This is a genomic window from Allobosea sp. NPDC055332 (assembly GCF_053645455.1).
In genome coordinates, this window is record NZ_JBSHMO010000003.1 from 1,102,302 (window position 1) to 1,127,125 (window position 24,824).

General features: G+C 66.8%; 26 protein-coding genes and 1 tRNA gene. 14 read left to right on the plus strand and 13 right to left on the minus strand.

Features of this window, described 5'->3' with window-relative positions:
- Positions 1–111 precede the first annotated feature (111 nt).
- Positions 112–1,104 carry a zinc-dependent alcohol dehydrogenase family protein gene (locus ACWIGM_RS21530; protein ID WP_454027983.1) on the minus strand — a complete coding sequence of 331 codons (993 nt, stop codon included), beginning with the start codon at positions 1,102–1,104 and terminating at the stop codon, positions 112–114.
- A 101-nt stretch (positions 1,105–1,205) separates the two neighbouring features.
- Between ACWIGM_RS21530 and ACWIGM_RS21535 the strand changes: the two genes are divergently transcribed.
- Positions 1,206–2,096 carry a LysR family transcriptional regulator gene (locus tag ACWIGM_RS21535; RefSeq protein ID WP_454027984.1) on the plus strand — a complete coding sequence of 297 codons (891 nt, stop codon included), beginning with the start codon at positions 1,206–1,208 and terminating at the stop codon, positions 2,094–2,096.
- Positions 2,097–2,125: 29 nt separating this feature from the next.
- Here ACWIGM_RS21535 and ACWIGM_RS21540 read toward each other — a convergent pair whose 3' ends face one another.
- Positions 2,126–3,334, minus strand: coding sequence for a cytochrome P450 (locus ACWIGM_RS21540; protein ID WP_454027985.1), 1,209 nt, complete (start codon positions 3,332–3,334; stop codon positions 2,126–2,128).
- 107 nt (positions 3,335–3,441) lie between these two features.
- On the opposite strand from ACWIGM_RS21540, the gene ACWIGM_RS21545 reads away from it, so the two are divergent.
- The gene (locus tag ACWIGM_RS21545) at positions 3,442–4,389 is read left to right on the plus strand and encodes a LysR family transcriptional regulator (protein WP_454027986.1); all 948 of its coding nucleotides are present in this window, start codon (positions 3,442–3,444) and stop codon (positions 4,387–4,389) included.
- On the opposite strand, the gene ACWIGM_RS21550 is transcribed toward ACWIGM_RS21545, so the two are convergent.
- Positions 4,386–5,345, minus strand: a complete 960-nt coding sequence (locus ACWIGM_RS21550; RefSeq protein WP_454027987.1) for a nucleoside recognition domain-containing protein — start codon at positions 5,343–5,345, stop codon at positions 4,386–4,388. The two genes, ACWIGM_RS21545 and ACWIGM_RS21550, sit on opposite strands and share 4 nt — an antisense overlap.
- Positions 5,346–5,458: 113 nt before the next feature.
- On the opposite strand from ACWIGM_RS21550, the gene ACWIGM_RS21555 reads away from it, so the two are divergent.
- Positions 5,459–5,911: an Lrp/AsnC family transcriptional regulator gene (locus ACWIGM_RS21555; protein WP_454027988.1), complete on the plus strand. Its 453-nt coding sequence runs from the start codon at positions 5,459–5,461 to the stop codon at positions 5,909–5,911.
- 33 nt (positions 5,912–5,944) lie between these two features.
- Here the strand turns inward: ACWIGM_RS21555 and ACWIGM_RS21560 are convergent, their stop codons facing one another.
- Positions 5,945–7,255 (minus strand): aspartate aminotransferase family protein, encoded by a 1,311-nt coding sequence (locus ACWIGM_RS21560; RefSeq protein WP_454027989.1) that lies wholly within the window; start codon positions 7,253–7,255, stop codon positions 5,945–5,947.
- 72 nt (positions 7,256–7,327) lie between these two features.
- Here ACWIGM_RS21560 and ACWIGM_RS21565 point away from each other — a divergent pair, with 72 nt between their 5' ends.
- Positions 7,328–8,215 carry a LysR family transcriptional regulator gene (locus ACWIGM_RS21565; protein ID WP_454027990.1) on the plus strand — a complete coding sequence of 296 codons (888 nt, stop codon included), beginning with the start codon at positions 7,328–7,330 and terminating at the stop codon, positions 8,213–8,215.
- An 8-nt stretch (positions 8,216–8,223) separates the two neighbouring features.
- Here the strand turns inward: ACWIGM_RS21565 and ACWIGM_RS21570 are convergent, their stop codons facing one another.
- Positions 8,224–8,649 carry a GNAT family N-acetyltransferase gene (locus ACWIGM_RS21570; protein ID WP_454027991.1) on the minus strand — a complete coding sequence of 142 codons (426 nt, stop codon included), beginning with the start codon at positions 8,647–8,649 and terminating at the stop codon, positions 8,224–8,226.
- Between the two features lie 218 nt (positions 8,650–8,867).
- Between ACWIGM_RS21570 and ACWIGM_RS21575 the strand changes: the two genes are divergently transcribed.
- The gene (locus ACWIGM_RS21575) at positions 8,868–9,833 is read left to right on the plus strand and encodes a Bug family tripartite tricarboxylate transporter substrate binding protein (RefSeq protein ID WP_454027992.1); all 966 of its coding nucleotides are present in this window, start codon (positions 8,868–8,870) and stop codon (positions 9,831–9,833) included.
- Between the two features lie 180 nt (positions 9,834–10,013).
- Here the strand turns inward: ACWIGM_RS21575 and ACWIGM_RS21580 are convergent, their stop codons facing one another.
- The 3 genes from ACWIGM_RS21580 to lipB all read right to left on the minus strand — a co-directional run bounded on the left by ACWIGM_RS21580 (position 10,014) and on the right by lipB (position 12,753).
- A complete protein-coding gene (locus ACWIGM_RS21580) occupies positions 10,014–11,621 on the minus strand; it encodes a carboxyl transferase domain-containing protein (protein ID WP_454027993.1) in 1,608 nt (535 codons plus the stop codon).
- Between the two features lie 162 nt (positions 11,622–11,783).
- On the minus strand, positions 11,784–11,984 hold the full coding sequence (locus tag ACWIGM_RS21585; protein WP_454027994.1) for a hypothetical protein: 201 nt from the start codon (positions 11,982–11,984) through the stop codon (positions 11,784–11,786).
- 64 nt (positions 11,985–12,048) lie between these two features.
- Positions 12,049–12,753, minus strand: coding sequence for a lipoyl(octanoyl) transferase LipB (gene lipB, locus ACWIGM_RS21590; RefSeq protein ID WP_454027995.1), 705 nt, complete (start codon positions 12,751–12,753; stop codon positions 12,049–12,051).
- 136 nt (positions 12,754–12,889) lie between these two features.
- Here lipB and ACWIGM_RS21595 point away from each other — a divergent pair, with 136 nt between their 5' ends.
- The 4 genes from ACWIGM_RS21595 (at position 12,890) to ACWIGM_RS21610 (ending at position 15,959) form a co-directional block, all read left to right on the plus strand.
- The gene (locus ACWIGM_RS21595) at positions 12,890–13,159 is read left to right on the plus strand and encodes a FliM/FliN family flagellar motor switch protein (RefSeq protein WP_454027996.1); all 270 of its coding nucleotides are present in this window, start codon (positions 12,890–12,892) and stop codon (positions 13,157–13,159) included.
- 123 nt (positions 13,160–13,282) lie between these two features.
- Positions 13,283–13,367, plus strand: a tRNA-Leu gene (locus tag ACWIGM_RS21600).
- Positions 13,368–13,545: 178 nt separating this feature from the next.
- Positions 13,546–14,952, plus strand: a complete 1,407-nt coding sequence (gene mgtE / locus ACWIGM_RS21605) for a magnesium transporter (RefSeq protein WP_454027997.1) — start codon at positions 13,546–13,548, stop codon at positions 14,950–14,952.
- Positions 14,953–15,029: 77 nt separating this feature from the next.
- Positions 15,030–15,959, plus strand: coding sequence for a glycoside hydrolase family 25 protein (locus ACWIGM_RS21610; RefSeq protein WP_454027998.1), 930 nt, complete (start codon positions 15,030–15,032; stop codon positions 15,957–15,959).
- 71 nt (positions 15,960–16,030) lie between these two features.
- Here ACWIGM_RS21610 and ACWIGM_RS21615 read toward each other — a convergent pair whose 3' ends face one another.
- Both ACWIGM_RS21615 and ACWIGM_RS21620 read right to left on the minus strand, forming a co-directional pair.
- On the minus strand, positions 16,031–16,600 hold the full coding sequence (locus ACWIGM_RS21615) for a hypothetical protein (RefSeq protein WP_454027999.1): 570 nt from the start codon (positions 16,598–16,600) through the stop codon (positions 16,031–16,033).
- Positions 16,600–17,319 carry a CDP-alcohol phosphatidyltransferase family protein gene (locus ACWIGM_RS21620; protein WP_454028000.1) on the minus strand — a complete coding sequence of 240 codons (720 nt, stop codon included), beginning with the start codon at positions 17,317–17,319 and terminating at the stop codon, positions 16,600–16,602. Before ACWIGM_RS21620 ends, ACWIGM_RS21615 begins: the two co-directional genes overlap by 1 nt.
- Before the next feature lie 105 nt (positions 17,320–17,424).
- On the opposite strand from ACWIGM_RS21620, the gene ACWIGM_RS21625 reads away from it, so the two are divergent.
- The 4 genes from ACWIGM_RS21625 (at position 17,425) to ACWIGM_RS21640 (ending at position 22,474) form a co-directional block, all read left to right on the plus strand.
- On the plus strand, positions 17,425–18,417 hold the full coding sequence (locus tag ACWIGM_RS21625) for a glycoside hydrolase family 25 protein (protein ID WP_454028001.1): 993 nt from the start codon (positions 17,425–17,427) through the stop codon (positions 18,415–18,417).
- A gap of 190 nt (positions 18,418–18,607) precedes the next feature.
- A complete protein-coding gene (locus ACWIGM_RS21630; protein WP_454028002.1) occupies positions 18,608–20,242 on the plus strand; it encodes an inorganic phosphate transporter in 1,635 nt (544 codons plus the stop codon).
- Positions 20,243–20,320: 78 nt separating this feature from the next.
- Entirely contained in the window at positions 20,321–21,331 is a 1,011-nt protein-coding gene (locus tag ACWIGM_RS21635; protein WP_454028003.1) for a CorA family divalent cation transporter, read from the plus strand.
- Positions 21,332–21,460: 129 nt separating this feature from the next.
- A complete protein-coding gene (locus ACWIGM_RS21640; protein WP_454028004.1) occupies positions 21,461–22,474 on the plus strand; it encodes a CorA family divalent cation transporter in 1,014 nt (337 codons plus the stop codon).
- Between the two features lie 15 nt (positions 22,475–22,489).
- Here the strand turns inward: ACWIGM_RS21640 and ACWIGM_RS21645 are convergent, their stop codons facing one another.
- Positions 22,490–23,080 (minus strand): DUF1989 domain-containing protein, encoded by a 591-nt coding sequence (locus ACWIGM_RS21645; RefSeq protein ID WP_454028005.1) that lies wholly within the window; start codon positions 23,078–23,080, stop codon positions 22,490–22,492.
- Positions 23,081–23,239: 159 nt separating this feature from the next.
- A complete protein-coding gene (locus ACWIGM_RS21650) occupies positions 23,240–23,902 on the minus strand; it encodes an alpha/beta fold hydrolase (protein ID WP_454028006.1) in 663 nt (220 codons plus the stop codon).
- A gap of 158 nt (positions 23,903–24,060) precedes the next feature.
- Between ACWIGM_RS21650 and ACWIGM_RS21655 the strand changes: the two genes are divergently transcribed.
- Positions 24,061–24,591: a dihydrofolate reductase family protein gene (locus ACWIGM_RS21655; protein ID WP_454028007.1), complete on the plus strand. Its 531-nt coding sequence runs from the start codon at positions 24,061–24,063 to the stop codon at positions 24,589–24,591.
- Positions 24,592–24,617: 26 nt separating this feature from the next.
- Here ACWIGM_RS21655 and ACWIGM_RS21660 read toward each other — a convergent pair.
- Positions 24,618–24,824: hypothetical protein (locus ACWIGM_RS21660; RefSeq protein ID WP_454028008.1), on the minus strand; the 207-nt coding region annotated here is incomplete at its 5' end.

Below are 24,824 nucleotides of genomic sequence, written 5' to 3' on the forward strand. Positions count from 1 at the left end.
CGCGAGGCAATGAACAGCCGTTCACAAATCGTTAATTCGGGGTTGTGTTGCTGATTTGCCGCGTCGATGCGAGGCGCGAAGCCCAGGCGCCTCGCGATTGCGCCGGCCCGCCTACCGCACCTCGACGACGATCTTGCCGAACTGCTGGTTCGCCTCGAGATAGCGATGCGCCGCGACGATCTCGTCGAAGGCGAAGACCTTGTCGATGACCGGCTTCAGCGCGCCGCGCTTCAGCCCGTCGAGGATGAAGGCCTTGGCACGCTCCAGCGCCTGCGGATCGCGGACGACCTCCTTGTACTGGTAGCCGGCGAGCCGCAGGTTCTTCGCCAGCAGCGGGAAGAGCGGCAGCGGCGTCGGCTCCGGCGAAAGCGCGCCATAGGCGATGACGATGCCGTTCTGGGCCGTGGCGCCGAAGACCTGTTCCAGCGCCGGCCCCGCGATGGGGTCGAAGGCGACGCGGGCGCCCTGCCCGGCCGTATGCCTGGCCACAGCAGCGGCAAGGTCCTCTTCCTGCGTGACGATCGCCTGCGCTGCACCCGCCTCCAACAGCGCCTGCGCCTTCTCGCGCGTCCGCGTCGCCGCGATCGGAATCGCGCCGAGCGCCCGCGCCGTCTGGATCGCGGCGATGCCGACGCTGCTCGATGCCGCGGTGATCAGCACATGCTCGCCCGCCTTCAAACCGGCAAGCTCGACCAGCGCGCCGTAGGCGGTGACGTGCGCCATCCACAGCGCCGCAGCCTCGACGAAGGAGAGCTCGGCCGGATGCTTGACCGCGACCGCGGCCGGCACCGTCGCGACCTCGCCATAGCTGCCCCAGCGTGTGATCGAGAGCGGCGGCACAATGCTGATCGCATCGCCCTCGGCGAAGCCTTCGACCCCCTGGCCGAGCGCGGTGACGATCCCGGCCGCCTCGTAGCCGAGCCGGGCCGGAAACACCGGCTCCTCGACATAGGGGCCGGAGCGGAACATCGATTCGGCCCGATTGAGACCGATCGCCCTGACGGCGATCTGCAACTCGCCCGGCCCCGGCGGAGCGGTCTCGACCTCCTCGATCCGCAGAACCTCGGGCCCGCCCTTCTGATGAAAACGAACGATACGCGGCATGGATAGCTCCTCATCGATGACCGATGAGGCGGGATATGGATTGCTCGCATTCCAGCGATAAGTCGGCGTACCATCGCCATACTTGAAACATTGAGTGTGCAATGATGGATCGCCTCACCAGCATGCAGGTCTTCGTCAAGGTGGTGGAGGCAGGCACGCTCACGGCCGCTGGCATCAGCCTCGGCCTGTCCTCGCAAATGGTCGGCAAGCACCTGCGCTTTCTCGAAGAGCGCACCGGCGCACGGTTGCTGCACCGGACGACGCGGCGCCAGAGCCTGACCGAGATCGGCTCGGCCTATTACGAGCGCTGCAAGCTCGTCCTCGCCGAGGCGGACGCCGCCGACGCGATCGCACAGAACCTGCGCGCCACACCGCGCGGCAAGCTGCGGATCAACGCCCCGCTCAGCTTCGGCGCCCACAGCCTGACGCCGGCGCTGATCCGCTACATGCAGCGTTATCCCGAGGTCAGCGTCGACCTCTCGCTGACCGACCGCGTCGTCGACCTCGCCGAGGAAGGCTATGATGCGGTGATCCGCATCTCGCCGCTGAAGGATTCAGGGCTGATCGCCCGTACGCTGAGGCCTTACCAGCTGATCGCCTGCGCCGCCCCGGCCTATCTCGCCGCACGCGGCACGCCGCGGGTCCCAGCCGATCTTGCGGGTCACGAATGCCTCGGCTTCGCCTACTGGGCTGCCCCACCTCTGTTCGACTGGGAGTTCACCGGCCCGTCCGGCAGCGAGCGCGTCACCGTGCGCAGCCAGTTCCTGACCAATAACGGCCAGGCGCTGCGCCAGGCGGCGCTGTCGGGCTTCGGCATTACCCTGCAGGCCGAGGACTTGCTGCGCGAGGACATCGCCGGCGGCCGCCTGGTCCGGATCCTGCCGGGCTATGAGGGCCCGACGCGACCGATGCACATCGTCTTCATGCCCGATCGCCGCCCGACCCCGAAGCTGCGCAGCTTCGTCGATTTCATCGTCGCCAAATTCGGCTGATGGCGGTCTTCGAGGTCCGGATCGTCCGGTCAGGCTTTGAACAGAGGCGTGCGGACATGTCCCGAGGCGGCATAGCTCAACGAGACGTCGAGGCCGTCGAGTGGCACGCCCCAGCTCAGCAGATGATCGACCGCGATCTCGACGAGCAGGGAGGCGGCCTTGTCTGCCGGGCAAGCGTGGGCGCCGGCGCCGAATTCGAAGGATTTCCGATCTGCCCGCATGATGTCGAGGCGATCGGGATCGGAATTGAGCACGGGATCGCGGTTGGCCGCTGCCAGCAGTACGATGATCATCTCCCCCTGGCGCAGCTGATGACCGGCGATCTCGCCATCGCGCGCCATGAAGCGAAATGTGCTGCTGGTCACGGTGTCGTGCCGCGCCACCTCCGCGACGAGCGGGCGCAACAGGCTCCTGTCGGTATCGACCTTCGAACGCAGCGCCGGATCACGCGCCAGCGCGAGAAGGGCCGATCCGATCAGCGACGCGGTCCCGGCATAGCCCTGGATCATGTAGCCGATGGCGTTGACGACCACGTCCTTGTCGTCGCATCCGGTGCGCGCCGCCTCGCGCAGCAGCGCGTCGAAGAGTGGCCCTCGTCGGCCGGGCTCGCTGCCGAGCGCGCCGACCAGATCCAGGAGTGCCTTCGCGCCGCAATGCCCCCTGGCGATCATTTCGGGCGTCGCCACCGGAATTCCTGTTCCGGCCGCCGCCGCAGCGGCGCCGTAGTCGCCGAGCCAACCCATCACCTCGCCGAAATGGCTCCGAGGGATACCGAGCAGGTGAGCGATGACCTGCACCGGCAGCGCGAACATGAACTGCCTGATCCAGGATTTGTCGCGGTCCGGCCCGAGCTCGCTGTAGAGTTCAGCCGCGCGCTTCCGCGCGATATCCGCGACCTGACGAAGATCGATGCTGGTCAGAGCGCTCGCTACCGCATCCTTGAGTTTGCCATGTTGCTCGTCGTCGCGCAGGCGCACGAGCCGCCCGAAAATCTCCGCCGTCGCGCCACCGCGTAACACCTCGGGGACCGGCTCGCTCACAGGGCGGGTGAGGCAGACCGGGCTGGCCAGGACCTCGGCGACGGAAGCGGCGCTCGCGGCCACCCACCAGCCATTGATCTCGTCCCGGAAAAACGGCCGCTGGCGCGCGAGGCGGCCATAGTAAGGATACGGGTCAGGATGGGACGGCGCCGCGCGGGCATGGGCGGGATCACGGTCCGTCGAAGTCATCGCCTGCATGTGGACCCCATCGGGTTCGCGCCTTGGCGCCGTCGTCAGCCCAGTGATGCGGCTTGCACGATCATTTGTCGAAGTCATAGTATTGCTGATGCCAATCAGCTTTTTGCATGACCATGGATAGCGAAGCACTCGCGACCTTCGTCACCATCCATCATGCCAACGGGTTTTCCCGCGCCGCTGAAATCCTCGGCCGGTCCCAGCCGGCGATCAGCCGGCGCATCGCCCTGCTCGAAGACGAGCTCGGTGTGCCAGTGTTCGAGCGAGCTGCGAGCGGAGTGGTGCTCAGCGAAGCAGGCAAGGTGCTGCTGCCCCATGCCGAACGCGTGCTGGCCGCGCTGCGCGATGCGCAAAGCGCGATCGAGGCGATGCGCACGGGCGCTGCCGGCCGCGTCGCACTCGTCACCGTCGGTACGCTCGCCGGATCGAATCTCACCGCCGTGCTGAAACGCTTCACAGCCGGCCATCCTGGAATCGATCTGTCGATCAGCACCGCCACCAGCGCCGGGGTCAGCGAGCTGGTGAGACGCGGCGAGGCCACGATCGGGCTGCGCTACCTTTTCGATATCGCGCCCGACCTCGTCTGCGAGCACATTGCGTCGGAAAGCATGTCCGTCGCATGTGCCCCCGAACATCCCTTCGCCGGCAAGTGCCTGACGTCGGTGTCCGCCTTGCGCGACGAATCCTGGTTCGCCTTCCGCAATGCATACGATCTGCGCGAAAGCTTCGCGGACAACATCTTCGCGCAGTTTCAGGCGCGCGGAATCAGCGAGATCCGCTGGACGCCCGTCGACAGCCTCAACGCGATGAAGCGATTGGTCGAGGCCGGCCTTGGCCTGGCGCTCTTGCCGGAAAGCGCGATCGAGGAGGAGTTGCGCGCCGGTTCACTGGCCACCATCGCGATCGCTGATCTGAAGATGGCCAATCCCGTCTATGCCGTCATTCGCCGGGGCGGCTATCTCAGTCCGGCAACTCTCAATCTGCTGTCACTGCTGAGGGCCGAAGCAGACCTCGTCGATCGTTCGACCGGGCGGGACGCGAACCGACCACCGCTCTAGGGCCGGCTCGCGGAGTCGCTCGGGGTGATGGTGGCGTCCGAGAACCTCTCGAGGACAAAGGCCACGGCCGCCGTGGCGACGATGGCGAAGAGCAGTCGCCCGAACAGCACCGTCGTCAGGTCGGCGCCGAGCGCGACCACGACCAGCGTGTCCTCGATCAGGCTGTGGGCGAAGCCCATGAAGACGCTGGCGAGGAAGACCTGGCGTGGCTCGATCGGCTGCCGGCGCACCTCGGCCAGCATCAGCCCGCTGCCATAGGAGATGCCGAGCAGCAGGCCGACGGTGGTAAAGGGCAGCGCCTCCTGGCGCAGGCCGACCAGGCGGAACAATGGGGCGAGCGCCTTGTAGAGCATGTCGAGGACACCCACAGCCCGGAGCAGCTCCATCACCCAGGTCAGAGCGAGCAGGATCGCGAGCATCACGACGAGCGTCTTGGCCAACCCGAAAAAGAAGCTGATCCAGCCGCCCTCGCCCGCCGCAGGCGTCCAGACCGGGGCCATCGGCTGCGACAGCCAGCCGGTCGCCGCAAAGAGCTGGTGCAGCAGCGCGGCGAAGGCCATCGCCCCGGCGATGCGCAGGATCGTGGTCGCCCAGAAGCTCGGCCCGGCCCTGGCGACGATGCGCTGCTCGACCGGTATGGCATGCGCCATCAGCAGCAGGCTGCAGAACACCGTCATGTCGGCGCTGCTCAGCGCCATCGTCGGAACGAGCGTGAACAGCACGATCACGCCGCCCCACATCCCGACCAGCAATCCGGTCAGCCAGGCCAGCGCCAGCTCCGGCGGCAGGCCGAAGAGCTGCATCGCCGGCGCCAGCCAGGGCGAGATGGCCCTGATGACGCCGAATTCGGTCAGCGCCTGCGTCGCCACCGCGATCGGCATCATGATCACCACCAGCTCGCGGTAGACGGTCAGCGTCTCCAGCGTCTTCCGGTAAAACTGGGTTTGAAGCGGCATCGGCGGCGGCCCTTGATTGACGCCGGGAAACTAGCGCCGACGCATGCGCGGCGGTGGTCAAAATCGTCGGCTTGGTGCAATTTTATTGCACGCCGAGCGCAGGGATGGCCGCAATGGATCGCATCGACAGAAAGCTGCTGAACCTGCTGCAGGCCGACGCCTCGCGCACCAATGCCCAGCTGGCCGATGAGGTCGGCCTCGCGCCGTCGAGCTGCCTGCGGCGGATAAGGCGTCTGGAAGCGGCCGGGCTGATCCTCCGCACCGTCGCGATCCTCGATCCCGTCAAGGCGGGCAAGAATCTGAAGGTGATCATCGCCGTCGAGCTCGCCCGGCATGACGAGCCGAGCCGGCGGCAGTTCCTGGAACTGGCGGCGCGCCAGCCGGCGGTCGTCCAGGCCTATGGCGTCACCGGCCAGACCGATGTGATGTTGATGCTGCGCGTCGCCGACATGGACGAGGTGACGGCGCTGTGCGAGCTGCTGTTCGACGGGCACAGCAATGTGACGCGCTACTACACCATGGTCGTCAACAAGACCGCCAAGGAAACGACGGCGATCCCACTATGAGCACCGCCGCCGCCTATCGCCCCTATCGCGATCCTACTGCACGCGGCTCGCCGCCTCGATGGCGTCCGACATGATCGCGAGGCCCTGGTCGACCTCCGCTTCGGATACTGTCAGCGGCGGCGCGATCCGGAAGACGCCGCCCATGCCGGGCAGCTTGACGATGTTCATGCTGAGGCCCCGGCGCATTGCCTCGTCCATGATCTGCGCCCCGAGCTCGAAGCCCGCCGCCTTGGTCTTGCGGTCGGTGACGACTTCGAGGCCGAGCAGCAGCCCGCGCCCACGGACATCGCCGACGCATTCGTAGCGCTGCTGCAGCGAGAGCAACCCCTGCTTCAGCCGCTCGCCGCGTTCACGAGCTTGCGCAACAAGGCCATCACGCTCGACCACGTCGAGCACGGTGACGCCGACCGCCGCCGTCAGCGGGTCGGAGACATGGGTTGTGTAGAACAGGAAGCCGCGCTCATGCGCCGTCTGTTCGATCGCCTCCGTGGTCATCACCGCTGCCAGCGGCAGGCCGGAGCCGAGGGTCTTGGACAGCGTCAGGATGTCCGGCGTCACGCCGTCGCGCTGGAAGGCGAACATGTGGCCGGTGCGGCCAACGCCGGTCTGCGCCTCGTCGAGGATCAGCAGCATGCCGCGCTCCTCGCATTTGCGCTTCAGCGCGGCGAGATAGCCCGGCGGCAATTCGAGGATGCCGCCGCTCGACAGGATCGGCTCGGCGATGAAGGCGGCGAGACCGCCCGTCGACTGCCGATCAATCAGCTCGAAGGCGTCGTCGAGCTCGGCCTGCCAGTCATTGCTGCCATCGGGATGCTTGAAGCGCGGGCGATAGGAATTCGGCGCCGGGATCACGAAGGAGCCCGCCGCAGCCGGCCCATAGCCGCGCCGCCCGGCGCTGTAGGTCGCGGAGGCGGCAGCGCCCGTCATGCCGTGCCAGCTCTGGGCGAAGGCGACGACCTCATGACCGCCGGTGACCAGCTTGGCCATGCGGATCGCAGCCTCGTTCGACTCCGCCCCCGTCGTCAGCAGCTGTACGCGTGGAAGCCCGGGCGCGAGCGCCGCCAGACGCTCAGCCAGCGTCACCACCGGGCGCGAGAGCATGCCGCTGAACAGATGCGCCACCGCCCGCATCTGCCGGTCGACGGTGGCGACGATGTCAGGATGGGTATGGCCGAGCACGGCGCTCATCTGGCCGGAGGTGAAATCGAGGATGCCGCGGCCATCGGCGTCATAGACGAAGGAGCCTTCGGCCCGCTCGACGATGATCTGCTCGAAGCTCGGCCCATAGCGCGTCAGATGCGTGTTGGCGCTGGCCCAGAAGGCGGCATCGGCATTGAGCGACATCGTGTTTCCTTTCGGGGGCATCCAAGCAATCGCTGTTCCAGAGCGCTATAGGCCCTTGCCTCAGCAGGCAAATTGATACTTCTTCAATCCGATATCGATTGGATTGATGGCGTGACTACGCTTGACCTCGCTTTGCTCAGGAACTTCGCCGTCGTGGCGCGGACGGGCTCGATCAGCCTCGCCGCGGTGCAGGTCGGGCGCACGCAATCGGCATTGAGCATGCAGATGCAGCGCCTCGAAGACCTCATCGGCCAGGCGCTGCTGCATCGCAGCGGCTCCGGCGTACGGCCGACCGCGGCCGGCCAGAAGCTTCTAACGCATGCCGAGGCGCTGCTGGCCAGCCATGACGAGATTCTCGCCGAGATGCGCGGCGCGGGCTTAAGCGGCGCGTTGAGCCTGGGCTGCCCGGAGGATTACTCGATCGCCTTCCTGCCCGACCTGCTGCACGGCTTCTGCGCGCTCCATCCCGATGTCGAGCTGCGCATGGTCTGCGCGCCGACCTCGGAGTTGCGGCCGCTGTTGCATCGCCGCCAGATCGAAGTGGCGCTGGTTTCGCTGCCCGATGCCACAAGCCGGGAGGTCATCCGCGAGGAGCGCTTCGTCTGGGTCGCCAACGAGCCCGAGCCGCCGATCCTCGACCATTCCAGCCTGCCGCTCGCCCTCTCTGCCCCGCTGACCCTCGACTATCGCGCTGCCTGCGAGGCGATGGAGGCGGTCGGCCGGCGCTATCGGATCGCCTTCGCCAGCAACAGCCTCGCCGGCCTGATCGCGATCGCCCGCTCGGGCCACGCCATCAGCGTGCTGACCCGTACGGCCGTCCCGCCTGATCTCCACGTCGTACAAGCCGGGCTGCCGCCGCTTCCATCGATCGGCATCGCCGTCGAGTTCGCCGATCAACGGCCCTCGGCCGCCGCAGCGGCGCTTGGCGCCCACATTCGGGCCGAGCTGCCACGCCTCTGACCGCCAGCCTAGGCCTGTTCACCCAGCAGCTTCTTCATCGACGGGGCGGTGTGGAAGGCGTAGCGCTCGCGCTCGTAGAACGGGATCGCCTCGCGGCGGGCGTCGAGGAAAACCGCGGTAAGGCCGCGCGCCCGTGCATCCTCCTCGGCGAAGGCGAGCAATGCCTTGCCGATGCCGCCGCTGCGGACCCGTTCGTCGACCACGAGATCGTCGACATGCAGATGCGGCCCGCGCGCCAATGTGTGGACCGGGCGCATGCCGAGCACACCGACAAGCGCTCCGTCACGAAAGGCACCGACCAGCTCGTAGCCGGAAAAGGATTGCCGCTGCACGCGCCGCAGGAATTCCGCCTCGTCGAGCGCGCTCCGCAACTGCGCAATGACCGGGAAGGCCTGCGTCCATTCGGCCGGAACAAGCCGTCTGACTGAAATCATCGCCATCCCTCCCCGCGTCGGCAGCACGTCACCGGCTTTTCCGGGCGCATCTCGTATCGCGCCGAAGGGCAGCTCGCCATCACCGGGCGCTCGGCCCCGCCATGCATGGGAACGCTGCGATATCCTGCATACAAAATTCCGCATACACTCTTGTCGTTGCGGCGGGAGCGCTCTACTCCTTGCATGCAAGAAGCAATGACAAGTGAGGGAGGAGTACGATGAAGGGTTTCCGCACACTCGCTTTGGCCTTGGGCGCGCTCGCCATCGGCGCGGCGCCAGCCTTCGCCTTCCCGGACCGGCCGGTGCAGTTGATCGTGCCCTGGGCGGCCGGCGGCGGCATGGATTCGGTTATGCGCATCTTCGCCAACGGGCTGGAAGCGGAGCTGAAGCAGCCGGTCAACGTCGTCAACCGCACTGGCGGCGGCGGCATCACCGGCCATTCGGCCATCGCGAATGCGGCGCCTGACGGCTACACCATCGGCGGCGCCAGCCCGGAGATCTCCTTCTTCAAATCGCTCGGCCTCGGCGATCTCACGCCGGAGTCGATGGACCTGTTCTCGCGGGTGTCGCTGATCCCGGCCGGCATCACCGTCAAGGCCGACAGCGCCTGGAAGACCGCGGCCGACTATCTCAAGGCGGTCAAGGACAGCCCGAAAGGCTCGATCATGGCGTCGGGCACCGGCGTCGGCGGCTCCTGGCACATCGCCTCCGGTGGCATCCTGAAGGCGGCCGGCATCGCCCCCGACGCGGTGCGCTGGGTGCCGAGCAATGGCGGCGCCCCGGCCTTGCAGGACCTCGTCGCCGGCGGCCTCCAGGTCTTCACCGGCTCGCCGATCGAGGCCAAGGCGATGCTGGAAGCGGGCCGTGTGCGTACCATCCTGCTGATGACCGAGGAGCGCCATCCGAACTTCCCGGACGTGCCGAGCGCCAAGGAGGCCGGGCTCGACTGGACCTATCAGAACTGGTTCGCCCTCGCCGCGCCCAAGGGCGTCCCGGCCGACCGGCGCAAGATCCTGTTCGACGCCGCCCAGCGCACCATGGCGCGCGAGGATGTCCGCAAGGGCATGGCCGATCGCGGCATCACCCCCGTCTGGGACAAGCCGGAGGAGTTCGCTGCCTATGTGAAGGCCTTCACCGAACGCGGCAACGGCGTGCTGAAGGAACTCGGCCTGACCAAGAACTGACGAAGAAGCGCGCCATATCCCCTCTCCCCCTGCGGGAGAGGGTTAGGGTGAGGGGTCGCGCGACGCTGATCGCGAGCGCAGCGCCACCTGTATCCCAGAACCTTCCAGACCTGTGCGACCCCTCATCCGGCCCTGCGGGCCACCTTCCCCCGCAAGGGGAGAAGGGAGAGGCGGCTCGCCTCACATCCTGAATACGCCAAACCGCGTTTCCGGCACCTCGGCGTTGAGGCAGGCGGAGAAGGCGAGCGCCAGCACGCGGCGGGTCTCGGAGGGCAGGATAATGCCGTCGTCCCAAAGCCGGGCTGTGGCGTAATAGGGTGAGCCCTCGGATTCGATCTTGTCGCGGATCGGCGCCTTGAAGGCCTCGGCATCCTGCGCCGTCCAGGGCTTGCCCTCGGCTTCGAGATTGTCGCCGCGCACGGTCGCGAGCACGCTCGCCGCCTGCTCGGCGCCCATCACCGAGACCTTCGAATTCGGCCAGGCGAACAGGAAGCGCGGCGAGTAGGCGCGCCCGCACATGCCGTAATTGCCGGCGCCGAACGAGCCGCCGACCAGCACGGTGATCTTCGGCACCCGCGCCGAGGCGACCGCCGTCACCAGCTTGGCGCCGTCCTTGGCGATGCCGCGCGTCTCGGCCTCGCGGCCGACCATGAAGCCGGTGATGTTCTGCAGGAAGAGCAGCGGGATGCGGCGCTGGCAGCAGAGCTCGATGAAATGCGCGCCCTTGAGCGCGCTCTCCGAGAACAGGATGCCGTTATTGCCGATGATGCCGACCGGGATGCCATGGATGCGGGCGAAGCCCGTGACCAGGGTCGAGCCGTAAAGCGGCTTGAACTCGTCGAGCTGCGAGCCGTCGACCAGCCGGGCGATGACCTCGCGGATGTCGTACTGCTTCTTGAGATCGGTCGGCACGACGGCGTCGAGCTCGTCGGCGCCGTAGAGCGGCTCGACCACCTCGGCGATGTCGATGTCCGGCCGCTTGACGCTGTTGAAGTTGCTGGCGATCCGCCGCGCGATCGCAAGCGCATGGGTGTCGTCGCCGGCATAATGGTCGGCGACACCCGAGAGCCGGGCATGCACGTCGGCGCCGCCGAGATCCTCGGCCGAGACGACTTCACCGGTCGCCGCCTTCACCAGCGGCGGGCCACCGAGGAAGATGGTGCCCTGGTTCCTGACGATAACAGTCTCGTCCGACATCGCCGGCACATAGGCGCCGCCGGCGGTGCAGGAGCCCATCACCACCGCGACCTGCGGGATGCCGAGACCGGACAGGGTCGCCTGGTTGTAGAAGATCCGGCCGAAATGCTCGCGATCGGGGAAGACCTCGGTCTGGTGCGGCAGGTTCGCGCCGCCCGAATCGACGAGATAGATGCAGGGCAGATTGTTCTCGCGCGCGATCTCCTGGGCGCGCAGATGCTTCTTCACCGTCATCGGGTAATAGGTGCCGCCCTTGATGGTGGCGTCGTTGCAGACGACCATCACCTCGCGTCCGGCGACGCGGCCGATGCCGGCGATCATTCCGGCGCCATGCACGTCCTTGTCGTACATGTCGAAGGCGGCGAGCGAGCCGATCTCGAGGAAGGCCGAGCCGGGATCGAGCAGGCGAAGCACGCGCTCGCGCGGCAGCAGTTTTCCGCGTGACGTATGGCGCTCACGCGAGCGGGCATTGCCGCCGAGCGCAGCAGTGGCGCGCCGCTCCAGCAGCTGGTCACGCAGCGTGCTCCAGGCCTCGGTATTGGCGCGCGCCTCGGCCGAGCCGAGATCGACCTTGCTCTCGATGACCGCCACGGCGCGCTCCCTCACGACAACTCTTCAGTGCGGGTTATGGCGTGCCGCGGCCAAAAGGCAAACAGGCGACGGCGCGCAGATGCGCCGTGCGTGAATTTGCAGCGCGCGTTCCGTTCAGCCGATCTCGGCTGAACGATCAGAATTCGCGCTGAACGACATAGGCTATTCGCGCATCCGCTTGACCGAGCCGGTCACGGTCGGAGCGGCGAAGGCGCCGACCGCACCGCCCGCGACGGCGCCGATCGGCCCGCCGATGATCGCGCCCGTTCCCGCTCCGGCGGCAGCGCCGGCGATGCGCTCCTCGGTGGTCGAGCAGGCAGAAAGCAGGGCCGCCAGGCAGCCCGCGAAGATGAACCTCGTCATCATCGTCCCCATGGTTGATATCACGGGGCAAGCATCCGGGCGGATGGTCAACGCAAGGTAAACGTCAGGAAACGGCGACCGTGGGCCCGAAAATCTGCTCGAACTCGGCCCTGAGCGCGCTGTCGACCTCCGGCATCGTCACCGGCAGGCCGAGGTCGACCAGCGAGGTCACGCCCTGGTCGGAGACGCCGCAGGGCACGATGCCGTCGAAATGCGCCAGCTCCGGCTCGACATTGAGCGAGATGCCGTGGAACGAGACCCAGCGCCGCACGCGGATGCCGAGCGCGGCGATCTTGTCCTCGGCCTCTGCCCCCTTCTCCGGCCGGCGCACCCAGACGCCGACACGCTCCTCGCGCCGTTCGCCGCGGATGTTGAAGGCCGCGAGCGTGCCGATCAGCCAGGCCTCCAGCGCCGAGACGAAGCGGCGCAGGTCCGGCTCGCGCCGCTTCAGGTCGAGCATCACGTAAGCCACGCGCTGGCCCGGGCCGTGATAGGTGAACTGCCCGCCGCGCCCGGTCCGATGCACCGGAAAGCGCTCCGGCGTCAGCAGGTCCTCATCCTTGGCAGAGGTGCCCGCGGTATAGAGCGCCGGGTGCTCGACCAGCCAGACGCGCTCGCGCGCCACGCCCTCGGCGATCAGCGCGGCGCGAGCCTCCATCTCGGCGACTGCCGCCTCGTAGCCGACCGGCTCGTCGGCGATCACCCATTCAACCGGCTCCGAACCCGCCTCCGGCAGGAACGAGACCGACAGCGCCTCGCGCGTCTTCACCTTGCCTTAACCCTGTCCGTTCAACTCTTGGAAACCGGTGCGGCGCCCGTTTCGCTTCACCGCTGCTCATGCGCCGGTTTCCGCGTCGCTGGCAAGTTCGTGGAATCATTTTGAAGTAGGTCTGCGGAGGCAGGTTTTGAAGGCCGATCTCGACAACGTCGCGGTAGAGCTCACGGTGGTGCTCGGCTCGGCGCAGATGCCGATCTACAAGCTGCTGCGCATGGGCCGCGGCGCGATCATCGAGCTCAATGCGACCGAGAACGACGAAGTCCAGATTCTCGCCAACAACCACCCCTTCGCCAAGGGGCATGTCGTCGTCGCCGGCACCCGAATCTCGGTCGAGATCACCGAGATGCTGATGCGGCCGACCGTCTACTCGCTCGAGACCGTCGCCGACGCCGCCTGAGCGGCCTCTTCCCACAGCCCTGACGATTTTCCTGATTGCGGCTCTTGTAGCCGGGAACCTGATTTGCTAGACCCGCGCCGCTCCGGAGTTCACCGCCACAGCGCGGCGCCCTTCAGAGCCGCTGCGGTCATGGCGGAATTGGTAGACGCACTACCTTGAGGTGGTAGCGGGGAGACCCGTGGAGGTTCGAGTCCTCTTGACCGCACCAGTTTAGGACGAAGGTCCGAGAAACGGCGATCCGCGAGGGTCGCCGTTTTTCGTTGCGATTGCATCGAATTGGCTTGTGGCGCGTTGCCATGTGGCCGGGGCGCTGACACAAGAGCGCAGCGTCTCCGGTCGCGAATCCCCTGCCCCAAAGCCCCTGCCCTCGAATCGCGGAGCGACCCATGGTGGAAGCCGAGCACGCTCCGGACGAAACGCTGGAGCGCAAGGTCCGCGACGAGGACGGCGCGATCGAGGCCGGCTTCGTCGAGCAGGTCTCGCAGGCCGTCCTGCTCTCCGACGTCACCACGCTGCGCGAGCTCGTCGCAGAACTCCATGAAGCCGATCTCGGCGACCTGATCGAGGCGCTCGACGCCGACGAGCGGCCCAAGCTGATCTCGCTGCTCGGCGGCGATTTCGACTTCGCCGCGCTGACCGAGGTCGACGACGCCGTCCGCGAGGAGATTCTCGAGGAGCTCTCGCCGGAGACCGTCGCCGAGGGCGTGCGCGACCTCGACACCGACGATGCGGTCTACATCCTCGAGGACCTCGACGAGGCCGACAAGCGCGAGATTCTCGACAAGCTGACGCCGGCCGAACGGACCGTACTGCAGCAGGGCCTCGATTATCCGGAAGGTTCCGCCGGCCGGCGCATGCAGCCCGAGGTGATCGCGGTGCCGCCGTTCTGGACGGTCGGCCATACCATCGATTTCCTGCGCGACACCGAGGACCTGCCCGAGCGCTTCTTCGAGATCTTCATCGCCGATCCCAGCCATCATTTCGTCGGCACGGTCCCGCTCGACCGGTTGCTGCGCACCAAGCGCCCGGTCAGCGTGGTCGATCTCGTCGAGGACGATCGCCGCGTCGTACTGGCAACCGACGACATCGAGGACGTGGCGCGCATGTTCCAGCGCTACAACCTCGTCGCCGCTCCCGTGATCGACGCGGCTGGCCGGCTCGTCGGCGTGATGACCATCGACGACATCGTCGACGTGATCGAGGAAGCCGGCGACGACGACGTCAAGCAGCTCGGCGGCGTCGATGCCGAAGAAGAGATCTCGGATTCGGTGCGCCAGGTCGCGCTCGGCCGCTTCCGCTGGCGCTTCATCAGCCTGATCGCCGCCTTCGTCAGCGCCTCGGTGATGGCGCTGTTCGAGGAACAGCTCGGCAAGCTCGTGGCGCTCGCCGTTCTGGCGCCGATCGTCGCCAGCCAGGGCGGCAACGCCGCGACGCAGACGATGACAGTGGCGGTGCGCGCGCTCGGCACCGGCGAACTCGGCGGCTGGAACATGGGCCGCTTCTTCCGGCGCGAGATGATCGTCGGCGTGCTCAACGGCGTCGCCTTCGCGCTGATCACCGCGCTGGTCGCCGGCTTCTGGTTCGGCAACCCCATGCTCGGCGCGGTCATCGGCCTCGCCATGGTCGCGACGCTGATCATCGCAGCGCTCGCCGGCGTCGCCGTGCCGCTGGCTCTCGACAAGGCCGGCATCGACCCGGCGATCTCGTCCGGCACCTTCGTCACCACCATCACCGACGTGGTCGGCTTCTTCTCCTTCCTGGGCATCGCGACATTGTTGCTGCGGCTGGGCTGACCTGCGGCGGAAAACCGGTAACGTAAACCGGGCGTCAAGCTTTCTCCATAATTGTCCGAGAAATGACCGCCCGCCGCATGAAACCCCTTTTCCTGGCCCCCTTCGCACTGCTCGCCGCCCTGACGGCCTTGGGCGGCTGCGTCGGGCTGGACAACTATCCGGCCAAGGGCGATGCGCGCCCGCACCCCGGCGTCGAGGCTGCCAGGCGCTATCCGATCCAGGGCATCGACATCTCGCGCTGGCAGGGCGAGATCGACTGGGCTTCGGTCAAGGCCGCCGGCACCCGCTTCGTCTACATCAAGGCGACCGAGGGCGGCGACCATATCGACCCGGCTTTCCAGAAGAACTGGGAAGGCGCGCGCCGCGCCGGCATCCCGCGCGGCGCCTATCATTTCGTCTATTGGTGCCGCCCGGCGCATGAGCAGGCGGTCTGGTTCAAGCAGCACATCCCGAACGATCCCGAGGCGCTGCCGCCAGTGCTCGACCTCGAATGGAACGGCCACTCCAAGACCTGCCCGAAGAAGGTCGAGCGCTCGCTGGCGCTGGAGAAGATCCGGCTGATGCTGACCGAGCTCGAGCAGCTCACCGGCAAGAAGCCGGTGATCTACACCGACATCACCTTCCACAAGGACATTCTGGAAGGCGAGTTCAACGACTATCCCTACTGGATCCGCTCGACCGCGGCGAAGCCCGAGGTCCGCTACGAGAACCGGCCCTGGGCCTTCTGGCAGTTCACCACCACCGGCCGCATCCCCGGCATCAAGGGCGATGTCGACCGCAACGCCTTCTACGGCAATGACGGCGAGTTCACCGGCTGGCGCGAGGGCCGCTTCGACATCGGCACCCGGACCTGGACCCGCGAGCGCAAGGTGCCGCCGCAGCCGACGCCCGGGCCGGAGCATACGCCGGTAGCGACCATGCCGGGTGCCAGCAGGCCGGTCGCAGCCGCCGCCTTCCAGCCGGCGCCGCTCGGTGAGGTCGTCGAGGACGAGCCGGCAGCGGACTAGCTCAGTTTCCGGACCGCGTAGAAAGCCGACTGGCGCGATGGCATCGCAGCGGCCTTACAGGCGCGGCTATGCTAGCTCATCCGGCTCGCCTGAGGATGTGACGACCCGATCAGATCGCAGTGAATCTGGAGGCTTTCCGTCTCATTGCGATGGATATGAAAGCCGCATTCCCTCAGCGTGTTCTTCACGATGGCTACGAAGGGCTCATGTTGTCTGACGGCATTTTCTTGCCAGGGCCTCGGAGTGAAAACGCCCACGCGGAGGAATCTCAGCCTTCTGCCGTTGATTCTGATCGAAACATCGACATGCGTTCCATCGACGTCGTGACCGTTCGCGCCAAAGATCTCGGAGATCTCGGCCCGGCGCTTGAAATACATCGCGCGAAAAACACCTATTCCCAGTCCGCGGAACAGCTTTCTGAGATGACCGAGCTTTGCGTGCGGCGCCTCATACCCTCGCGTGAGGATCAGCCGGACCTGCGCTGGAAGCCTGGCTTGAACCTCCACCAACCGCCTGAAAGCGCGCTCATCGACATTCACCTCTGATGACGGCCAGCGAGGGCTGATCTCTATGCCCCGCTCCTCTCCTCGAGGCAGCGTAAGCATGGTGTGCTCGAAAGAGGCTTCGGCAATCTGTTTCATCAGGACCGCTTCACCGACGCCCGCGACAGCCCGAGCCCGGCAAAGTAGACCGCCGCCACCGTCAGCACCACCTTGGTCGCAACTCCCGGCATCATCCCCTGCCAGAGCGCCGCCGCCGCGGCGATCGCCCATACGCCCAGCATCGCCATCGTCAGCCCGCGCCAGCGCCGCACGCGCACCGGGTGCACGAAGACGACCGGCAGGAACATCAGCACGGTGGCAACGAGGATGATCGCCAGCGCAAGCCAGGCCGGCGGCGCGAAGGCGACGATGTAGAACACGACGATGTTCCAGACCGCCGGGAAGCCGCGGAACCACCAGTCATCGGTCTTCATCGCGGTGTCGGCGAAATAGAGCGCGCTCGCCAGCGTCAGGACGAGGCCTGCGATCACGCCGTAGGGCTCGCCCATCACCTCCGGCCGCAGCAGCATCGCCGCCGGCACGAAGACATAGGTGACGAAGTCGACGACGAGGTCGAGCTGCGCGCCGTCATAGCGCGTCGCCCGCTCCTTCACGGCGAAGTGTCGCGCCAGCGGCCCGTCGATCGCATCGACCACCAGAGCGATGCCCAGCCAGGCGAAGGCCTGGGTCAGGTCGCCGGCGAACACCGCCCGCAAGGCGAGGAATCCGAGCGCGGCCCCCAGTGCCGTCAGCACATGGACGCCATAGGCCAGGGCCTGGCTGCCCTGGCTCTTGTCCTCGCCCTCCTGACCGTCCATCGCCAGCCTCCCGCCGGTTAACCAAGTCTGAAGCCGGTCGCTCGAATGCTAACCACCTCTTAACCCGGCGGCCGCCTATCCTTTTCTCGCGAACAGGAGACAAGCATGGCGCGGCGCGCTGAGACCAGTCCAGAAGCGCGGCCGGCCCACAAGCTTCGCTTACGTATTGCCGCGCTGTCGGTGCTCGGTGCGCTCTGCGCCGAGCCGGCGCTCGCGCTCTACCCCAAGAAGGGCGATACCGATCCCCATGCCGGCGTGCGCGACGCGCGCCGCCGCGTCATCCAGGGCATCGACGTCTCGCGCTGGCAGGACGATATCGACTGGCAGAAGGTCAAGGACGCCGGCACCCGCTTCGCCTTCATCAAGGCGACCGAGGGCGGCGACCATCTCGACCCGATGTTCAGGAAGAACTGGGCCGAGGCGAAGAAGGCCGGCGTGCCGCGCGGCGCCTACCATTTCGTCTATTGGTGCCGGCCGGCCAAGGACCAGGTCCGCTGGTTCAAGCGCAATGTCCCGCGCGACCCGGACGCCCTGCCGCCGGTCCTCGATGTCGAATGGAACGGCGAATCCAGCAAGTGCGGCAAGAAGATCCCGCGCGAGAAGGCGCTCGCCAAGATCCGCGAGATGCTGAAGGGCCTGCAGGAGCACACCGGCAAGAGGCCGATCATCTATACCGACATCACCTTCCATGAGGACGTGCTGGAAGGCGAGTTCAACGATCATCCCTACTGGCTGCGCTCGACGGCCGCTCCGCTGCACCACCGCTATGAGCGCAAGCAATGGGAGTTCTGGCAGTTCACCACCACGGGCCGCGTGCCCGGTATCGGCGGCGACGTCGACCGCAACGCCTTCTTCGGCAGCGAGCATGAATTCGCCGCCTGGCGCGACGGGCGCTATGACATCGGCGCGCGCAAATGGCGCGGCGGCGAGCCCAAGGTCGCGAGCACGCCGAAGCCGCCGGCAACCCCGGCCGGCCTGCGGACGCCGAAGGCCGCTGGCGCCACGCCGCTGAAATTCATGCCGCCCGGCAAGATTCCGCGTGCCGCGTCCCGTGACGCCGCGACGACAGGTTCGCTGGCAAAACGCGACGACGACTGACAAGGCGAGCTTGCGACGCAAGGGCATCGGCTGGCGGCAAGCCGAATATTAGACAAAAGTCGTACAACTAACCTTTGTCAGCCGAAACGAAGATCTACCAAGACTGCAAGAATACGCTCGATCGTCATCAGACTGTCGGCAACACCGCTCAGCTTCGCGCCATCTCAACGAGAGTTGCGGGGACGTCGCGATGAGCACCATTACGCTTGATCAGGGCAAGGGTCTCGAGCCCGGGGCCGGAAAACCGAAGCTCGACGCGCCGAGCGGGGTGATTGCCGGGCTGATCTTCGTCGCGATCATGACGGCCGGCCTCGCCTACACCGTCTGGTCGCTCTACCAGGACATCAGCGGCGCGGGGATGCCGGCGACGACCTGGCTGCCCTTCATCCTGCTCGGCGTCGCGTTGCTGATCGCGCTCGGCTTCGAATTCGTCAATGGTTTCCACGACACCGCGAACGCGGTCGCCACCGTGATCTACACCCACGCCATGCCGGCGCAGGTCGCGGTGATCTGGTCGGGATTCTTCAACTTCCTCGGCGTGCTGCTCGCCTCGGGCGCGGTCGCCTTCGGCATCATCTCGCTGCTGCCGGTCGAGCTCATCCTGAACGTCGGCTCGGGCGCCGGCTTCGCCATGGTCTTCGCCCTGCTGATCGCCGCGATCATGTGGAATCTCGGCACCTGGGCGCTCGGCCTGCCGGCGTCGTCCTCGCATACGCTGATCGGCTCGATCATCGGCGTCGGCCTCGCCAACCAGCTGTTCTTCACCGACAGCAAGACCGCCGGCGTCGACTGGTCGAAGGCGATCGAGATCGGCTGGTCGCTGCTGCTCTCGCCGCTGTTCGGCTTCTGCGCCGCTGCCCTGCTGTTCCTGACCCTCAAGGTCCTGGTGAAGAATCCGGAACTCTACGCCGAACCGAAGGGCAACCAGCCGCCGCCGACCTGGATCCGCGGCCTGCTGATCGCCACCTGCACCGGCGTCTCCTTCGCCCATGGCTCGAATGACGGCCAGAAGGGCATGGGCCTGATCATGCTGATCCTGATCGGCTGCGCCCCGACCGCCTATGCGCTCAACCGCGCCATTCCGACCAGCGAGATCGCCATTGTCCGGGCCCAGGCAGTCGCAGCCGGCGAGATCTTCGACAAGAAGGGCTTTGGCTACAACATCATCGGCAATCCGCGCAGCAACGTCACCAACTACATCAATGCGAGGAAGCTCGACGACGCGACCTTCCCCGCGCTGGCGCTGCTGAACAAGGACATCGTCAAGGAGATCGAGGCTCTCGGCGAGGGTGGCATCGCCAAGTTGCCGGCCGAGGCGGTGAGCAACATCCGCAACGACATGTACCTGGCCTCGGAAGCGCTGAACCGCATCTTCAAGAACGAGGCCAAGGAAGAGAAGGTCTTCGACGACGCCGATCGCAAGGTGCTGAAGAAGTACAAGGAATCGCTCGACAACGCGACCAAGTTCATCCCCTTCTGGGTCAAGGTCGCCGTCGCCATCGCGCTCGGTCTCGGCACCATGGTCGGCTGGAAGCGCATCGTCGTCACCGTCGGCGAGAAGATCGGCAAGCAGCACCTGACCTATGCGCAGGGCGCGTCAGCCGAGATGGTCGCCGCCACCACCATTGGCGTCGCCGACGTGCTCGGCCTGCCGGTCTCGACCACGCACGTCCTGTCGTCCGGCGTCGCCGGCACCATGGCGGCGAACAGGTCGGGCCTGCAGATGTCGACTGTGCGCAACATGCTGATGGCCTGGGTGCTGACCCTGCCTTGCGCCATCGCGCTCTCGGGCACCCTGTTCATCCTCTTCCGCCAGATCTTCTGAGTGCGATCAGCCCGGCGGCGCGGCCTCCCGCGCCGCCGGCAGTCCTGTCCCGACCTCGCGCGGACGGCGCCCGTCTCCATGAACATCGCGCATCTCGCCCCGACCGACATCCAGTCCCGGCTCGGCGTCCTCTGGGTCTTCCGGTTCGATCCGGACAGCCCGGCCATCCTGCTCGATCGCGACGCCATGCCCGATCTCACCGGCGAGACGGGCTTTCTCTGGGTGCATCTCGACCTCGTCGACGAGCGTGCTCGCAAATGGATCGCGGCCGAGCCCGCCATTCCCGCGCAAGCCGGCGACCTGCTGATCGGCCATGAGCAACATCAATGCCTCGATCACTCCGCCGACCAGGTCTGGGGGGTGGTGCACGATGTCGGCCGCGACGCCGTCGGCAAGTCCCATCATGTCAGCCCGCTGCATTGGGCGATCGGCCAGAACTATCTCGTCACCGGCCGGCGCGAACCGCTGCAGGCGATCAGCCTGACCGCCGACGGCCTGCGGAAAGGCGAGCGCACCGGCACGCCGGCGGCGCTGTTCGAGCGCATCATCGCCTTCATCATCCAGGACATCGCCGCTGCCGTCCTGCATCTGACCGACGAGATCGATGCGCTCGAGGACCAGCTGCTGGCCAATCGCCTGAGCGACACGCCCAAGCGCATCGGGCGCCTGCGCCGCGCCATCGTGCGGTTGCAGCGGCATGTCAGCGGGCTGCATCTCCTCTTCCGCCGCTTCAGCGAGGCCGAGATCGGCCCGGCTGCGCCTGCCACGGTCAAGAGCGCGGCCATGCGGCTGCTGCAGCGCATCGACACACTGCGCCACGATGTCCAGGTTCTGCATGAGCGCACCCGCTTGCTGCAGGAGGAGGCCGCCGCCGCGACCGCGACCGAATCCGGCCGCCAGCTCCATTTTCTCTCGATCCTGACCGCCCTCTTCCTGCCGGCAACCTTCATCACCGGCATGTTCGGCGTCAACGCCAAGGGCGTGCCCTGGGACGACACCACCAATGGCTTCGCCTATGTCCTGCTGGTGTGCCTGGCCTGCTCGTTGCTGACCCTGTTCGTCCTCAAGCGCCGCGGCATCGTCACGTGATCCGCCCTGCCCCAGCCCCGATCTTGTGCGGTTGCGAAAAGCCGCCCGAAGCGATAATCGGCCGGACGTGTCCAGCGGCGTGCCTTCGCCCGGCTGAGCAGCGGCAGGATTACCGGCACGAGGTTGCGCATGGACGGACGCACATCCCGGATGCCTGACCTCCACTCGCAGACCGGCATCGTCTGGGCCTATCGCTTCGCTGCCGACGGCACGCCCACGCTGATGCCGCGCGACGAAGTGCCGACGCTGGCGCCGGAGGACGGCTTCGTCTGGCTTCATCTCGACCTTGTCCACACCAGGGCCCAGGCCTGGATCGACGAGCGCAAGGAATTGCCGCCGGCGGCGCGCGAGCTCCTGCTCTCGCGCGAGACGCATCAGCGGCTCGACCATTCCGCCAGCCTGGTCTGGGGCATTGCCCATGATCTCACCCGCGACATCGTCGACCGCACCGACAATGTCGGCACCCTCGCCTGGGCGGTCGGCGAGCGTTTCCTGCTGACCGGCCGGCGCGAGGCGCTGCAATCGGTCCGCAAGGCGGTCGAGGCGCTCAATGCCGGCGAGCCGATCGGCTCCCCGGCCGAGCTCTTCGAGCACCTGATCGAGTACCTGATCGACGACGTCACCGACGCGGTGGTGCGGCTCTCCGACGAGACCGACAGCATCGAGGACCAGATCCTGATCGACAGGCTCGAGGACGGCCCGCAGCGCGTCGGCGCCGTCCGCCGCACCGCCGTGCAATTGCACCGCCAGCTCGCCGGCCTGCACCTCCTGTTCCGCCGCTTCGCCGAGACACCCTCGGGACGCTCGGCCCCGGAGACGGTGCGAGCGGCGGCGCTGCGGCTGCTGCTGCGGGTCGACACGCTGCGCCAGGACATCCAGTCGGTGCAGGACCGCGCCCGCCTGCTCCAGGACGAGATCGCCGTGCGCTCGGCCAACCAGACCAACCGGCAGCTTTACACGCTCTCGATCCTGACGGCGCTCTTCCTGCCGGCGACCTTCATCACCGGCCTGTTCGGCATCAATGTGAAGGGCCTGCCCTGGGTGGAATCGGAAACCGGCGCGGCGCTCGTCACGCTCGCCTGCCTCACCGCCTCGATGCTGACCCTGTTCCTGCTGAGACGGCGCGGTGTGATCGGGCGGTAGAGGGCGAACGGATGACTAGGCGGCTGCTGAAACCTCAAAGGCCAGGGGTCTTGGCGGCTGCCCGCCATTGCAGAGCGATGCCGGGCAGGAGGATATCGCCACAGCCAGGTCCATCTCCGCTCTGAAGGTGATGGCCGCGCCGGCGTGCGAGGGCGGCGGCCTGAAGCTCAACCTGCCATCAGCGGCGATGTCGGCGCACATGAAGATGTTGAACGCCGTAGGCGGCGGGCCGGGATCGAGCCCCAGGCTGCGCAGGGCATTGCCTAGATTGTCAGCGCAGTTTGGATGTTCGTCCAAGCCGTACTGGAGCTGGTACATCTCGGCCGTGCAGGCGGCGTAGAGAAAATCATGCCGGCCGACATCGTCGGCAACGATCGTGAGCATCTTCCGGCTGCGGTCCGACCACAAGACATCGCCGGTCGAAAGCAGAACCTTGCCTTGGTAGTCAAAGGTCCGGCCGTTCGAAAGACGCTCGGTCCCGTCGGCGGAGAGTGCGAAAACGTCTCCCGACTGCCCTCCCTGCGGATCGATCACGCGCAAGAGCTCGCCTTGGCGCAAGCGCACGCCGACGGCGCTGGCAGCAGGTATGATCTGATGCTCTGGCATGGCTACTCCAACTCTCTGCGGCGCCGGGTCGGGATCCCACAGCCATGTTAGCGATCGGCGCAGAACCATCTACCGCTGCGCACCCGCTGACCTCGCGGCCAACCGCACTATAGCGGCCCTGGTCTCTCGCTGATGCAGATTGATTGCAGTCGTCGAGCGTCAAATCTGAGCCAGCAACACCTCGACCAGCGCCTCCGGGTTCAGCCGGGCGACGTTGTGTCCGCAATCGAAGGCGAAGGTCGACCATTCCGGATCGCGGCTCAAGCGTTCATGGAGGTCGCGGAACGGGCTTCCCTCCCATCCGAACGCGCCGATGAAGGTCTTGCGCGGCACCTCGCGCCAGCGTCCGCTGAGAGTGATCGCCTGCAGGAACGTCCCGATCGGGTGCGACCGGCAGCGCGGACCGAGATGGGCCGGTGGCGCGCAGGTCAGCCCGTCGGCCTTCGCCCCCTCGATAAAGACCTCTCGGAACCGCGGCGTCGTCAGCGACCAGACGGAGTCGCCGCTCTCGGGCACATAGGCGTCGACATAGACCACGGCCCGAATCTGCGACGGCGCGGCATCGGCCGCGCCGCTCACGACCATCCCGCCATAGGACTGCCCTACAAGGACGACGTCGTCGCGCTGCGCCCGCACGATAGCGACGACCTCGTCGATATGCGTATCGAGATTGGCCGTCGGGGCGGGCTCGTTGCCAAGGCCGGACAGCGTGATCGGCAAGGCTGCGTGCCCTTGCGCCGCGAGCAGATCGGCCACCGTCTGGTAGACCCAACCGCCCTGCCAACCTCCGGCAATCAGGATAAAGCTGGCCATCGTTGTCATCCCCGGCTGCGATGTCCGCGGACTTTCAGCACCTTTTGGCCAACATCAAGACCACGACGGTGGTCCGCAAAGGAGGCCCGCCTCTGCGCGGCTCCTGACCGATCCTGACGCGCCGCGGTTCAGGCTGTGCCGAGAACTCCGGGATGGAGATTGCTGGCGTGGCGAAACTCGTCTTCGGAATGAACCTCTCCCTCGACGGTTATGTCGACTACCAGGCATTTGCGCCCGATGCCGCGCTCTTTCGTCACTGGGTCGAGCATGTGCGCGGCCTGACGGGCAGCGTCTACGGGCGCCGCATGTACGAGATCATGCGCTATTGGGATGAAGACCATCCCGAGTGGACGCCGGATCGGCGCGATTTCGCCACGGCATGGCGGCGCCAGCCGAAATGGGTCGTGTCGCGCTCGCTGAAGTCCGTCGGCCCCAACGCCACGCTTGTCGCGGATGAGCTGGAGACGACGATACGCCGGCTGAAGGACGAGCTGGCAGGCGAGATTTCGGTCTCCGGACCTGAGCTGGCGCAGAGCCTGACCGAGCTTGGCCTTGTCGACGAGTACCGGCTCTACTTGCACCCTATCGTGCTCGGTCGCGGCACGCCGTTCTTCGCCGGTCCCCGGCCGCCGCTCCGCCTCGTCGCCAGCGTCCGGATCGGCGCGGACGCGATCAGGCTGACATATGTTCCGGCCTGATCACACAACCTTGGCCTGCTCCGCTTTCAGAAGCGCATATCGATCCTGCCCTTGAGGGCGTGGTCTCTGGAGCGTTCGCCGATGGCGGCGGAGTAGGTTAGCCCGAGGGCGGTGGCCTGCGAGATGCGCCAGTCGAGGCCGGCCTCGGCGGTGAGGGCGTTGCGGTCGATCGGGGCGGCGAAGACCACGGCCGGGTTGGTGCCCAGCGCGAAGGCGGTGCGGGCCTGCGGGGT